The 12,834-nt window shown below is 39.9% G+C and carries 13 protein-coding genes; 3 read left to right on the forward strand and 10 right to left on the reverse strand.

Annotated features, from left to right (window positions below; all coding sequences use genetic code 11):
• Window positions 1-65 precede the first annotated feature (65 nt).
• Both L1D51_RS17015 and L1D51_RS17020 read right to left on the reverse strand, forming a co-directional pair.
• A complete protein-coding gene (locus tag L1D51_RS17015; RefSeq protein WP_239964288.1) occupies window positions 66-446 on the reverse strand; it encodes a hypothetical protein in 381 nt (126 codons plus the stop codon).
• A 59-nt stretch (window positions 447-505) separates the two neighbouring features.
• Window positions 506-2,083 carry an ATP-binding cassette domain-containing protein gene (locus L1D51_RS17020; protein WP_239964290.1) on the reverse strand — a complete coding sequence of 526 codons (1,578 nt, stop codon included), beginning with the start codon at window positions 2,081-2,083 and terminating at the stop codon, window positions 506-508.
• Between the two features lie 245 nt (window positions 2,084-2,328).
• Here L1D51_RS17020 and L1D51_RS17025 point away from each other — a divergent pair, with 245 nt between their 5' ends.
• Window positions 2,329-3,036: a metallophosphoesterase gene (locus L1D51_RS17025; RefSeq protein ID WP_239964292.1), complete on the forward strand. Its 708-nt coding sequence runs from the start codon at window positions 2,329-2,331 to the stop codon at window positions 3,034-3,036.
• On the opposite strand, the gene L1D51_RS17030 is transcribed toward L1D51_RS17025, so the two are convergent.
• The 5 genes from L1D51_RS17030 to L1D51_RS17050 form a co-directional block, all read right to left on the reverse strand.
• Window positions 3,028-3,399 (reverse strand): hypothetical protein, encoded by a 372-nt coding sequence (locus L1D51_RS17030; RefSeq protein WP_239964294.1) that lies wholly within the window; start codon window positions 3,397-3,399, stop codon window positions 3,028-3,030. The two genes, L1D51_RS17025 and L1D51_RS17030, sit on opposite strands and share 9 nt — an antisense overlap.
• Window positions 3,400-3,594: 195 nt before the next feature.
• Complete coding sequence (locus L1D51_RS17035) at window positions 3,595-4,167, reverse strand: MiaE family protein (protein WP_054561468.1); 573 nt, start codon at window positions 4,165-4,167, stop codon at window positions 3,595-3,597.
• A gap of 45 nt (window positions 4,168-4,212) precedes the next feature.
• Window positions 4,213-4,845, reverse strand: coding sequence for a sulfotransferase (locus L1D51_RS17040; RefSeq protein ID WP_239964296.1), 633 nt, complete (start codon window positions 4,843-4,845; stop codon window positions 4,213-4,215).
• Window positions 4,842-5,747 (reverse strand): substrate-binding periplasmic protein, encoded by a 906-nt coding sequence (locus tag L1D51_RS17045; protein ID WP_239964298.1) that lies wholly within the window; start codon window positions 5,745-5,747, stop codon window positions 4,842-4,844. Before L1D51_RS17045 ends, L1D51_RS17040 begins: the two co-directional genes overlap by 4 nt.
• Before the next feature lies 1 nt (window position 5,748).
• Window positions 5,749-6,123, reverse strand: coding sequence for an MAPEG family protein (locus L1D51_RS17050; protein ID WP_054561465.1), 375 nt, complete (start codon window positions 6,121-6,123; stop codon window positions 5,749-5,751).
• 119 nt (window positions 6,124-6,242) lie between these two features.
• Between L1D51_RS17050 and L1D51_RS17055 the strand changes: the two genes are divergently transcribed.
• Entirely contained in the window at window positions 6,243-7,595 is a 1,353-nt protein-coding gene (locus L1D51_RS17055) for a DUF2254 domain-containing protein (RefSeq protein WP_239964300.1), read from the forward strand.
• A gap of 6 nt (window positions 7,596-7,601) precedes the next feature.
• Here the strand turns inward: L1D51_RS17055 and L1D51_RS17060 are convergent, their stop codons facing one another.
• The 3 genes from L1D51_RS17060 to ggt form a co-directional block, all read right to left on the reverse strand.
• Window positions 7,602-8,318 (reverse strand): SIMPL domain-containing protein, encoded by a 717-nt coding sequence (locus L1D51_RS17060; RefSeq protein ID WP_054561463.1) that lies wholly within the window; start codon window positions 8,316-8,318, stop codon window positions 7,602-7,604.
• Between the two features lie 135 nt (window positions 8,319-8,453).
• Window positions 8,454-10,148 (reverse strand): NAD-dependent malic enzyme, encoded by a 1,695-nt coding sequence (locus tag L1D51_RS17065; protein WP_055021823.1) that lies wholly within the window; start codon window positions 10,146-10,148, stop codon window positions 8,454-8,456.
• Window positions 10,149-10,322: 174 nt separating this feature from the next.
• Complete coding sequence (gene ggt / locus L1D51_RS17070) at window positions 10,323-12,080, reverse strand: gamma-glutamyltransferase (protein WP_054561462.1); 1,758 nt, start codon at window positions 12,078-12,080, stop codon at window positions 10,323-10,325.
• Between the two features lie 85 nt (window positions 12,081-12,165).
• Here ggt and rrtA point away from each other — a divergent pair, with 85 nt between their 5' ends.
• Window positions 12,166-12,750: a rhombosortase gene (gene rrtA / locus L1D51_RS17075; protein WP_239964301.1), complete on the forward strand. Its 585-nt coding sequence runs from the start codon at window positions 12,166-12,168 to the stop codon at window positions 12,748-12,750.
• Window positions 12,751-12,834 lie beyond the last annotated feature (84 nt).

Below are 12,834 nucleotides of genomic sequence, written 5' to 3' on the forward strand. Positions count from 1 at the left end.
CTGTAATATAAATTATGAGCAAAGCCTTAGTAGTACAACCATAAGAAACTAGTGCTAAAACTCTTTCACTTCCCCCAATCAAACGCCCTAGCAACACTTAGCCCAATTTCATGTAGTACCACAAAACCCGCGCCGTATAAGGTGGCCCAAACTGGGATGATGATAAAATCGAGGGTTGAGGTAGATGATGAAACGGCGACTTCTTGGTAATTTGTAAGCCAAGGGTAAAAGCCAAAGCAGTAAAGAATAACAATTGGGGTAGCAAACAGTATTAAACGCAGTTTTCGCTGTTTAAAAAATGGCATAAATGACGTACCCAGCATCAGTAATAACGGCAGGAACACATAGATCACCGAGGTAAAATCATTCAGCGTCATGCCTAAACCTATGGTTAGAATCAGCATGAATAAAGCAGTGAAAATGCGGTAGGCGGCTGTAAAATTCATAGTCATTCCTTGTAATGTACCTACAACCACCCTAGCACGCTTATTTATAAAGGGCTATTTTATAAACCAATTTGCCTAGTGCAGCCGATGCTTTCTACAAAGTATTTATCATGGCTTACGAGTATAAACCCACCTTTAAAGCCCTGTAATGATTGAGCCAAGAGCTGTTTTGATTCAAGGTCGAGATGATTATCGGGCTCATCGAGTAACAAAAATGCGGTGCTTTCAATATTACTGACGATACACATGGCGAGCTTCATTTTCTCGCCACCACTTAAAACTGCGGCGTGTTTAAAAACAGCGTCTTTTCTAAAGCCAATACTGGCAAGTATAGTTCGTGCGGTGCTTTCATCTAGGTTTTTACAGTAAGTCATCACGTTTTCAAGCAGGGTTAGCTCGTTGTTTATTAATGTAAAATGTTGGTCTAAATAATAGAGTGCTTGATTGCAATTTAACTGCCCTGCTTTTACTGGTATGTCGATAGTAATTGTTTTTAGTAAGGTTGATTTACCAGTGCCATTTGCACCCGCTAAATGAATTTTATCATCACTGAAAACCTGTAAATTTAGCGGCTTTTGTGTTCCGTGTGCTAATACAACGTTCTCCAGGCTAAGTACTTTTTGGTGCTTAGCATCACCTGATTGCGCCAAGTAAAATTGCTGCGCTTTAGTTTGTTCAAGCTGGCTAGAAAGCTCTTGTTTATTACGAGTGAGTTCACCTTCTCGCTTAGCGGTATTTTTACTTTGTGATGATAAATTGGCGCTGGCTTTATCTTTTTTAGCATCAATCAGCACTTTAGGTTGGCTGCCTGATTTTCTGAGGGCTGCGCCCTGACCTGCTCGTTTTTGTGCTTTTTGCTTTTGTAGTTGCTCTGCTGCCTTGAGCTTACTTTGCTGCTTAACAACGTGGTTTAATTTATTTTCAAGGGCAGCAACTTGCTGCTGTTTTTGTGTTTGGTACTCAGAAAAACATGTACCATATTGTGTTAAACCAAGGGTTGTTAGCTCCCAAACTTCATAGGCATGTTCTAATAATTCTTGGTCGTGACTTATTAGTAATAATTGGCCTTTAAAGTTGTGTATTTGCTTTATAAGCCAGCTTTTACCTTTTGTATCTAGGTGGTTTGATGGCTCATCCAGTATTAAAATGTCGGGCTTTATGCAGGTAAATAGTGCCCAAAGCTTTAATTGGCTAAGCTGGCCACCACTTAAATGTTTGCTTAAGGAGTTAGGGGTTTTGTTGTTTATGCCAAGCCTTACAAGTTCTGCATTAAAGCGCTCTTCTAAATCCCAATTGCCTTCAAGTAAAGATAAATTTTGCTCTGTAACTTGCCCTTGGTTTATCGCATGAAGGGCTTTAAACACAGGCTCTAGCCCAATAGCCTCTACAATTGTTAGGTTATCAACCTGATTCACATCGTTCATTTGCTCATAAAAGCCAAGGGCTGAATTACAAATAACCGTACCAGAGCTAGGCTCTTTTTGCTTAGCAAGTATTGACGCTAATATAGATTTACCACAGCCATTTATGCCGATTAGCGCGGTGACCTTAGCAGTGAGTGAAAATGAAAGGTCGTTAAATACAACATCGCCATTGCCATGTTGGTAACATAAATTAAAAGCTTGAAGTTGTGGCATAGTGCCTCCTGTATTACAGGGGCATAAGCGCTTGATCACACGAGAAGTAACATAATTAAGGTGATAGTGAGCAACGCCTACTAACCCTGTTGGTCCAAAAAGATAAAAATGAAATTGGATAACAGGTTTAGTTGTTCATGTTGGCGGTAACTCCTAAAAAGTGAGGCTAGATAATAACCACCCAGTGCTCAAATGGCAATGAGTTATGATAGTCTTAAGCTACATACTGCTTAAAGGAATGTATTTTGAATTTAGTTAAAAGCCCTCTTGCCTCGCAAAACCCAATTCAAGTTAAGATGCAAATTAATGAAAGTAAACGTGTATTTGTTATTGGCGATTTAGATGCAGATTTAACTAAATTTGAACAGGCGCTTTGCTCTGTTAATTTTAACCCAAGCGAAGATATCTTGTTTTCATTGGGCGATGTGATTGACCGGGGTGAACACAGCATTGCGTTACTTGCGCGTTTTAAAGAGCTTGGTGTACATATGTGCCTTGGTAACCATGAGCATATGTTGCTTGAGTCATTACTTGCTAATGATAAAGGTTACTACCGTTTATGGGTTGAGAACGGCGGCCGTTGGCACCTAGAAGCAAGCGATGAAGAGCTCGCATTTGCCTGTAAGCAGCTACTTAAATGCCCGCTTTCTTACTATGTTGAATACGGTGCATTAAAAATTGGTTTATCACATACCATTTGTGCTGATTGGGATTGGCAAAACCCTACAACCGACAAACAACAAGCGATTGGCGCATTGCTTTGGGATAGAAGCTTAACCAAAGCGAAAAAGCCGGTAATAAATCCAAGTATCGACTTTTCTGTGCATGGCCATAACACCACCCAAAAGCCCTATTGGCTTGGCAATAGTTACCATCTTGATACCAATTATCTCAGCGGTGAGCCCACCATAGTTGAGCTTAGCACGCTGATCAAGCAGTTTTCATCAATGTAAACTTGCCAGTCGTTCGACCGTTTTCTCTTCAAGGTATTTTTTGTAGGTTAACCTTGCATGCCACAGTTGCTCATCGGTTTCTTGAATGTAGATGATAGGGCCGGCAATTTTGCTCGCTAAACTCGTAAGTTTACTGTATTCACGCGTATCAATTTTGCCATCGCTGAAGTAGCTTAGCGCGGTATTTAAAAACTGATCGTCTTTATAAATATCGCTATGCCAAATAAGCGAGCGATACATACTAGCGGTTATTTCGGTTGGCTTATCGTTTGAACGAAAGATTTTAACTTCGGTGTAAATTGAATTACCGGTAATTACAATCCCTATTAACGACAGCGTCGTAAGAGTCATCATCCATTTCATGCTCTATTCCTCACAGTTAGGTACTAATTTAACTATAGGAGAGAAAGATGAATGTATGCTGTTTATTTAATCAATTAGGATTGGCAAAACTATTTTCTGGAGACTTAATTATTGTTTTTAGTCCCTAATTTACTGCTTTGGGATAAAACATTAATTTGTGTATTAGGCTAAAAGGCCTAATACACAAGTATCACACTAGTGAAGCGCTGCTGTAAACGGAATATTTTTACAGATTTCGGCTTCTGCGATGAGGATCTCTTCAAGGCGTGTATCAACATCTTGCTTATCGAAATACTCGTAGGCAAGTTCAACGAATAAGTTTTTATGTTTTTCTTCTGATTTAGCAATCGCGACATAAAACTCTTTTTCTTTGCCTGCTGGTAAGGCTTCTGCTACAAGCGAAAAGCGCTCGTGTCCGCGTGCTTCAATAACGCCTGCTACTAATAGACGGTCCATTAAAAATTCATCACGACCATTTCTAAATACCGCACGAATTTGTTTGATGTAAGGATCTTTTTGGTCATTGCCAAGAGATACATCACGTTCCATTAATAGCTTTAAAACTTGCTTAAAGTGAATCATTTCTTCCAGTGCTAAGTCTGTCATGGCTCTAACAAGCTTACGACGGTCAGGGTAATGAGAAAGCATAGACATAGCCATACCAGAGGCTTTTTTCTCTGCTGCAGCATGATCTTGTAAAAAGGTATCGAAGTCAGCTAAGACACCTTCTGTCCATTCAAATGGCGTGTGGTATTTCAATTCAAACATGATAAGGAAAAACTAAACTTATAATGGCGGCGATTTTAACGTATTTTACGTGTGATTATAACCAAGAGATTTATCAATTTTACCACTTCGGGTCGATGACACTTTATCGGGGTGTTTTATATCATTCCACGCTGTGACCTTACCGCCTATATTAAGCTGTTTAAAGCTAATTGGCTGCTCGGTATTTAAAAACTGCTGTAGTAACTGCGGGCTGTTTGGATCAGCTACATCGAGTGTTAATAACTGCTGTTCACGCCCTTTGAAGTAGTCTGCTACTTGCTGTTGGTGGTGGTTATAACACGCTGTTAAGTATTCATCAGATTCTAACTCTGCCAAGCTGTAATGGCCAAATACATCGAGGTAGCAGCGCTTTAAATGGATATTAAAGCCACCGTCTGGGCGCATTAAATTAGTGTGCATACGTGCTAATAACTGCCTAATCGAAGGCAGCCATTTAGTTAAATCACGTTCAAGGTTAATAAAACGGCTATTTGCAAAATGTTTATCAAGTAAGGCGTATTCGCTAAATACCGGAGTATCGGCAATAACGTCTGCGGTTGTAATTGCTTGTTGGGTATAGGCTGTGTGGGCGGTTTTATATCCGAGTTGTAAAAAGCTGTTACAGATACTGGTTGTGCCGGTTCGTGGTAAACCGATTATAAATATTTTAGAGCTCATGGCACCTGATCAAGTGATAACCACAGAGACTTATCATCTACAGGAGTTAACTTAGGTAATTGGTTATTCTTTAATTCTATAATAATTTTGTCATGAAGATGGGCATTTTTAATGAAATCACCATTATATTTAAAAAATAGCTCGTCAAACTCACCACTTTTACGCATAACTTTTAAACCCTCATTCACTGCTTTTGCAATTTCAGGATTATCTTTATTAAAAAAGAAATAAATTGGGCTTTGATATTTCAGCATTAGTTGCGGTAATACAACTAGGTCAATTTTTTTCTCATAAAAATTTTTTTCACTCTCTATTTCAAGCAAAGAACGTGGAAATAACTGCCCTCTACCTTTATCAAGCATAACAAACAGTGACTCAAAATCTTGCGCGGTAGCGACGGTCAAATCGTTATCCCTTAAAATAAAGGTATCTGGCCAGTCCTCACCTTGTATAAAAATAATATTCTTTAAATCTTCTAAGGTTTTTACTTGGCTAAGATAAGGTAATTGTTTCTGTGTTGTGAACATTAACCGCCAACCAAAAAGCCCTTTGAAAATGGGGGTTCTAAGTGGTAACAACCTATTTTCACGATCAATATTAGTCATACTCCAGTTTACGTTTATGCCTGACCCTGTCTCTATTTCTTTAATAACTCGGTTTTGACCTAACAGCTCAGATGCTGGATCGAGAGTAAATTTATAACCACTTCTTTCAAGAGCGGTACGGAGGAGTATGAGCGGGTAAAGTGTTTCTTCATTAAGGTTTGGCATCGTCTTAGGGTAAATCACCCTAAGAGTTTCAGGAGGAGCAACAATGCTTTTTTTAGCATTGATTGTTTTCACATTAGCCATACTGATACTTGATAAAAGCAGAAGAGATAGTGTGAAAACAACTTTTTGCATATTAGAACACCTGTGTAACTAATAACATCACTGCACTGATCAACATAGTTAAGAAAGTTAGCATCATCCCTAATACACGTAATTTCATCAGATTATCAGCGAGTGCATAACTATGACAAAAACGGCCAGCCAAGAGCATTGCCCCTAAAATATAGCAATAATGGCTTGGAAGACCTTGGTACTCTAATAAAAATAGCATAATCAAGGAAAATGGCACATATTCAATAAAATTAGCATGAGCGCGTATTGCCGCTTGTAGGCTAGCATCGCCACCATCGCCAAGTGAAATGCGTTTTGCTTTACGCAGTTTAATTACACGAAAGCTAAGTTGAATGTATAAAATGGCCAAAATGGCAGCAAACGTTGAAACAATCACAGTTTTTCCAATTTTTATTTAAAGTTAGACGCTTAGCACTGTTTATTGCTAGGCTGTTAAGTAAGTAGTTAGGTTAGCTCAGTATGATATTTAATGTCTAACAGTTCTTAAGGAAGTGCATGTTTACGCCAAGAAAAATCGCCGATAACTACCGCGAGATGATCAGTAGTATCGGTTTTTACCCTTCAATGCTCTCTGTGGTGTTTTTAGTATTTGGATTAGTTACCACAGCAGTCGAGTATTCGTCATTATCAATGGAATTTAAAAAGCTGATTGGCGTGTTACTGGTCGATAGCGAAGAGAATGCTCGAACCATCCTCAGCACACTTGCAGGCAGTATTATCTCATTAACCGTTTTTAGCTTTTCAATGGTTATGGTGGTGCTTAATAGTGCCAGTGCCAGCCTTTCACCGCGTGTGTTACCTGGGCTTATTACCCGTAAGTCACACCAATTAGTGCTAGGGTTTTATCTTGGCAGTATTATCTACACCATATTAATGTTGATAAACATACGCACCATTGGCGATGGCGACATGGGGATCCCATCGCTCGGTATCTTCTTTTCTTTGGTGTTTGGTTTAATTTCGCTGGGCTTTTTTGTGTTTTTTATTCACTCAATTTCAAAAGCCATTCAGGTCGATAATGTACTAAACGACTTGTTTAAAAATACCAAAAGCGAGCTTAAATGCATAATTGACATGCAACAAGAAAACCCTGTTGAACATTTTCCTGAATTTGATGACTGGCAAAGTGTTAAAAGTAAAACAGAAGGCTACTTTAAGGGCGCTCATACCGACAAATTGTGCGCCTTATGCCAACAGCAAGGTATAAAAATTTATATTTCGGTTAAGCAAGGTTTCTTTACGGTTAAAGGTTATCCGTTTTTAAAGTGTGATACTGACTTATCTGACAAACCTGAGCTAGTAGAGCAATTACTAGACTGCTTTATCTTTTATATCGAAGAATATATTAGCGATCATTACCGCTACGGTATGACGCAAATTTCAGAAATCGCGGTTAAAGCTATGAGCCCGGGTATTAACGATCCCGGTACTGCGGTAAAAGCCATTGATATGTTGAGTATATTGCTTATATTGCGTTTAGATATTTACGATGTGAATTACTCGCTTAAACGATGCGAGAACAATCAACCACACTTGTTTATACACGAAACATCATTCGATGAGCTGCTGCATGATAACTTTACGCCAATTCGTAACTACGCAAAAAATGATGCCTATGTAATGGTGAATGTGTTAGAGGCGTTTAAAAACATATTGTTTAGAGCATCTGATAACGAAAAGGCAACAGATAGCTTATTTGTTTATTTAGGGGCGATTATAGAAGATATAGATACGCATATTAGTAATGAGTACGACCGTGAACAAATTACTAATATGCTAAAAGCGATTGCCCGTATTTCAGAGCAACAGGGTGAAAAATTGCTGGCAAGGTTTGCCAGCAAAAAATAACTGAATTTAGTTTTCGATTAGATATACCGCATAGCTGCTTGCGGTAATCGTAAGCTCACCACCGTTGTATGCATCAGGTACATAGTTATCTGGTGCTGCTTCTGCCATAACCATTTTACTGGCACGCATATAAGGTTGGCTACCTGTATCGAGTGGGCTACTTGATGCAGTATAAAGGCCTTTAAGTTCAACCCCATAATCACTGGCAAATTCTTTTGCAGCAGCACGGGCATCTTTAATAGCAAGTTTTTGCGCTTTCTTTTGTAGCTCTTCGTACTTGCTTGATACAAACTGAGTTTGATTAATCTCATTAATACCCGAGTTCACTAGTTGCTGAAGCATTATTGGGTATTTTTTTATATCAGTTAACGTAACAGATAAACTACGCGTTACTCTGTAGCCTACAAAGTTTTGCTTACCTGTTTCGCGGTTATATTCTGTTTGGCGATGAATTGAGATATTAGATGCATAAATGCCCTTTTCTTCTACACCTTGGCTTTTAGCAAGCTTAATTGCTTTCGCCATGGTTGCATCGGCTTTGTTTTTAGCGGCAATTAAATCTTTATCTACTTCAACAATACCTACTGTCAGTTTAACGTTATCTGGGATTGCTTTAACCGTTGCGTTACCTTGAATATAAATATGTGGCGCATCAGGTGTTGCTTCTGCTAATGCATTAAAACTTAGCGCGGCGGCCATAGCGGTAAAAACTAACTTACGCATAATACTGTTCCTTAATTTAAAACTCCGTTCATTATCACCTTAAAGGGTTAATTCAATATGAACAACCCCTGTTATCCAGATATAAAAAAACAGGCGTTAAAAGCCTGTTTTTTCAATTACTAAATGCGTTATAGCTTAGATACTACGACGCTTGTAGTTACGGTACTCTGGAAGCCAGTAGTTTTTCTCGATTGCTGCCCATAGTGCTTCATCGCTCAGCTCAAGTGCAACACCTTCTTCCATCGCTTTTTTCGCTACTGCAAATGCAATACGTTTACTTAACGATTGGATTTCAGTTAATGCTGGTAATAAGCTGCCTTTACCAGAGTTTGCACGTGGTGAAGACTCAGCCAGTGTTTCACTTGATACAATTAGCATTGCATCTGTGATACGTGTTGCTTTAGCAGCAATAACACCTAAACCAATACCCGGGAAAATGTAGCTGTTGTTACATTGTGGGATTGGGAACGTTTGGCCGTTATACTCAACCGGATCAAATGGGCTACCAGAGGCAACAATCGCTTGGCCGTCTGTCCATTCGATTACATCAGAAGGAAGCGCTTCAACTTGCTTAGACGGATTACTTAAAGGGAAAATAATCGGTTGTGGGCAAGATGCGTGCATTGCACGAATAACTTGTTCTGTGAATAAACCAGGTTGGCCAGATACACCAATTAGGATGTCTGGTTGTGCACAGTGCATTACATCTAATAACGATGCGTACTCACCACTGTAAGTCCACTCGCTTAAGCCCTCTTTAGATTGGCAAAGTGCTTGTTGGAAGTCACGTAAGCCTTCCATACCTTCAGTAAGTAGACCAAAACGGTCAACCATGAAGATTTGAGAACGCGCTTGTTCATCGCTAATGCCTTCAGCAACCATGGTACTGATAATTTGCTCTGCAATACCACAACCAGCAGAGCCTGCACCAACAAACACAACTTTTTGCTCAGAAAGCTTCGCGCCTTTAACACGACATGCAGCAAGTAAAGAACCTACAGTTACCGCAGCAGTACCTTGAATGTCATCGTTAAAGCTACAGATTTCATCGCGGTAGCGTTTTAGTAATGGCATTGCATTTGGTTGTGCAAAGTCTTCGAACTGAAGTAACACACTTGGCCAACGACGTTTAACGGCTTTAATGAATAGATCTAAGAATTCGTCATACTCTTCTTGAGAAATACGTTTATGACGCGCACCCATGTACATAGGGTCGTTAAGTAGTTTTTCGTTGTTTGTACCAACATCAATCATTACTGGTAACGTATATGCTGGGCTAATACCACCACATGCTGTGTAAAGTGATAATTTACCAATTGGAATACCCATACCACCAATACCTTGGTCACCTAGACCAAGAATACGCTCACCGTCAGTCACAACGATAACTTTTACTTTGCCTTTAGTAGCGTTACGTAAAATATCATCAATTTGGAAACGATCTTCATAAGAGATAAATAGACCACGGGCACTGCGGTAGATGTCTGAGAATTTTTCACAGGCATCACCTACCGTAGGTGTGTAGATAATTGGCATCATTTCTTCAAGATGATCACGCACTAAACGGTAGTAAAGTGTTTCGTTGTTATCTTGAATAGCACGTAGGTAAATGTGCTTGTTTAAATTATCGCTAAAGCTTGAATACTGTTGGTAACAACGCTCAACTTGTTCTTCGATCGTTTCATAACGCGGTGGCAGTAAACCGGCTAAGTTGAAATTTTCCCTTTCTTTTTGTGAAAAAGCACTGCCTTTATTTAATAGTGGCGTTTCGATCAGACCTGGGCCTGAATAAGGAATATAAAGATAATTTGGATCGGTATTTGTAGTCATATTTCCAAGCTTTGATGCGTCATAATTATGACCTGACATTATTACTCTTGAAGGCGAAATTGCAATGACAATTCACCTTGTCAGACCATTGAAGAAAATGAATTTTATGCTCTAAATAGCATAGCAGATAGTATACATGAAAACTCAGCAGCTTTAAGGCTGCTGAGCTTGTTTTTAGTGGCTTTTATCACTTAAAGCGATGCCTTCGCGGCGCGGATCGGCTGCGCCATAAAGTTTACCGTCTTTAACTTCAACAGCATGTAAACCAGAGTTTAAATCTAGGATACGAACTGTGTGTCCGCGGTTAACAAATTCAGCTTCAGCATTGGCAAGTTCAGTGCCCTTTTCTAGGCTTGTGTAATTATTGCGATTAGTAATGCGCGGTAAGTTAATAGCTGTTTGCGCATCTAGGTTCCAATCAAGCACACCTACAACCACTTGAGCAACATAATCAATGATACGGCTACCACCTGGTGAGCCAACCACTAAACGTAAGCTGCCGTCTTTGTTAAACACCATGACTGGCGACATTGAACTACGCGGGCGTTTACCCGCTTCAACGCGATTAGCTAATGGCTTACCATTTTTGGTAGGCGATAAAGCAAAGTCTGTTAGTTGATTGTTTAAAATATACCCGTTCACCATTACTGTTGAACCAAACGCCATTTCGATAGAGCTGGTCATCGAAACCGCATTACCTTGGCTATCAACAATCGATACATGGGTGGTTGATGGTAACTCGTATGCATCATCTTGCGCGTACGCAAGTGAGTTAGGCGGTGTGCCTGCTTCTGCGTGAGCATCTTTTTCAGAAATAAGCTTTGCACGACCTGCAAGGTAGTCTTTATCGAGTAATCCTTGTGTTGGGATTGGCATAAAGTCAGGGTCACCCATATACACGTTGCGATCAGCAAACGCTAAACGCGATGCTTGGGTAAAGTAATGCAATGCTTGAACAGAGTTTGGTTTGAGTTTGGCCATGTCTTTATGTTCAAGTAAGGCTAAAATCTGTAATACAGCTACACCACCACTACTTGGAGGTGCCATTGAGCACACTTCGTATTGGCGATAATCAACACACACAGGTGCACGCTCTTTACTTTTGTAATTAGCTAAGTCTTCAACCGTTAAAGTACCCGGTGCAACTGCTGAGTTTTGCACTGCATGCACAAGCTCTTTGGCGTTTTCACCTTTATAGAAAGCATCAATGCCTTGTTTCGCTATATCTTTATAAAGCGCAGCAAGTTCTGGGTTCTTTTTAACGGTACCTACAGCAAGTGGTTTACCATCAGGGAAAAAGTAGTCACGAATAACAGGTAGCTTAGTAACCCCTGGGTTTAATTCTTTAGCCAATAATTGATGTAAACGCGGCGAAACAATAAAGCCTTTATCAGCCAATTCAATGGCAGGGCCAAACAAGGTTTGCCATTCTAACTTACCGTAACGTTTATGGGCTGTGGCAAAAGCGTCTAAAATACCTGGAACACCAACAGAACGACCACCTACAACGGCTTCAATCCATTTTACGGCTTTACCGTGCTTATCTAAAAATAGTGTTTCATCAGCATTGCTTGGAGCCGTTTCGCGGCCATCAAAGCTGGTTAGGCTTTTGGTTTTGCTGTCGAAGTACATCATAAATGTACCACCACCGATACCCGACGATTGCGGTTCTACCAGTGTCAGTACTAATTGCGTTGCAATGGCTGCATCAACTGCGGAGCCGCCTAGCTCAAGCATTTTTTGGCCAGCTTTTACTGCATAAGGGTTTGCTGCTGCGACCATGTACTTATCGCCTTCAACAACCTGTTTATGAGCAAAGCCTGTAGCAGCTTCAGGTTCGCGAGTTTCAATTTTTGCAGGGGTTGCAAAAATAGCCGTTGAATAAATTAATGAGGTGGACAGAGCTAACAGCGCTTTGGTTTTGAATAACATAAATAAACTTAATCCCGTAGTGTATTTGGCATCTTAAAATTAAACGTGCACAATAGGCGACAATCTCAGATACAACAAAAATAACATGATAAACCTGCCCCTGAAACTAGAATATATTCTGCCGCCATTGTGTTTAGTAATACTAAGTTCCTTATTTGCTACTTTTAACTTAAATGAATATCTCGAATTTAACCGTGAGTTAGTTGCAAATGGTGAATTTTGGCGCATTTTCACTAGTCAATTTGTACACGCAAATTGGCCCCATTTAGGCTTAAATTGTGCCGGAATTTTATTAATTTGGGCGCTACACGCTGAACATACAAGCCCTGCTCGCTATGCGTTTAATATTGCCATTCTTGCATTATGGTGTGGCTTAGGTGTGTGGCTATTTTGCCCAGATATCCAAATTTACACCGGGTTAAGTGCCCTACTGCACGGTGTGATCATTTGGGGTGCAGTTAAAGATGTACAAGCAGGCATGTTTTCAGGCTGGTTATTGTTTGCTGGTACTTGGGCTAAAGTGATTTGGGAGCAAATAGCAGGCCCGAGTGAATCGGTGAGTCAGCTAATCGCCTCTAATGTTGCCATTGACGCCCACTTTATTGGCGCAATTGGCGGCACACTGTTGGCTTTACCTGTCTTTATAAAAATAATAAAAAATCGCGAGTAACTAAAACTTTTAATACAAACAAAAACAGCCACTTAAAGTGGCTGTTTTTCATTTACGCTTATTAATTAAAGCGTTTCTTTAAAT

Source organism: Pseudoalteromonas shioyasakiensis, assembly GCF_022398475.1.
Lineage (GTDB): Bacteria > Pseudomonadota > Gammaproteobacteria > Enterobacterales > Alteromonadaceae > Pseudoalteromonas.

What these genes read in the sequence shown, in the direction of transcription:
- L1D51_RS17055 (WP_239964300.1), top strand. Translation starts at nt 6,243, where the DNA reads ATGTTTACGCCAAGAAAAATCGCCGATAACTACCGCGAGATGATCAGT.
- L1D51_RS17020 (WP_239964290.1), bottom strand. Translation starts at nt 2,083, where the DNA reads ATGCCACAACTTCAAGCTTTTAATTTATGTTACCAACATGGCAATGGC.
- L1D51_RS17065 (WP_055021823.1), bottom strand. Translation starts at nt 10,148, where the DNA reads ATGACTACAAATACCGATCCAAATTATCTTTATATTCCTTATTCAGGC.
- L1D51_RS17045 (WP_239964298.1), bottom strand. Translation starts at nt 5,747, where the DNA reads ATGCAAAAAGTTGTTTTCACACTATCTCTTCTGCTTTTATCAAGTATC.
- rrtA (WP_239964301.1), top strand. Translation starts at nt 12,166, where the DNA reads ATGATAAACCTGCCCCTGAAACTAGAATATATTCTGCCGCCATTGTGT.
- L1D51_RS17040 (WP_239964296.1), bottom strand. Translation starts at nt 4,845, where the DNA reads ATGAGCTCTAAAATATTTATAATCGGTTTACCACGAACCGGCACAACC.
- ggt (WP_054561462.1), bottom strand. Translation starts at nt 12,080, where the DNA reads ATGTTATTCAAAACCAAAGCGCTGTTAGCTCTGTCCACCTCATTAATT.
- L1D51_RS17035 (WP_054561468.1), bottom strand. Translation starts at nt 4,167, where the DNA reads ATGTTTGAATTGAAATACCACACGCCATTTGAATGGACAGAAGGTGTC.
- L1D51_RS17015 (WP_239964288.1), bottom strand. Translation starts at nt 446, where the DNA reads ATGAATTTTACAGCCGCCTACCGCATTTTCACTGCTTTATTCATGCTG.
- L1D51_RS17030 (WP_239964294.1), bottom strand. Translation starts at nt 3,399, where the DNA reads ATGAAATGGATGATGACTCTTACGACGCTGTCGTTAATAGGGATTGTA.
- L1D51_RS17060 (WP_054561463.1), bottom strand. Translation starts at nt 8,318, where the DNA reads ATGCGTAAGTTAGTTTTTACCGCTATGGCCGCCGCGCTAAGTTTTAAT.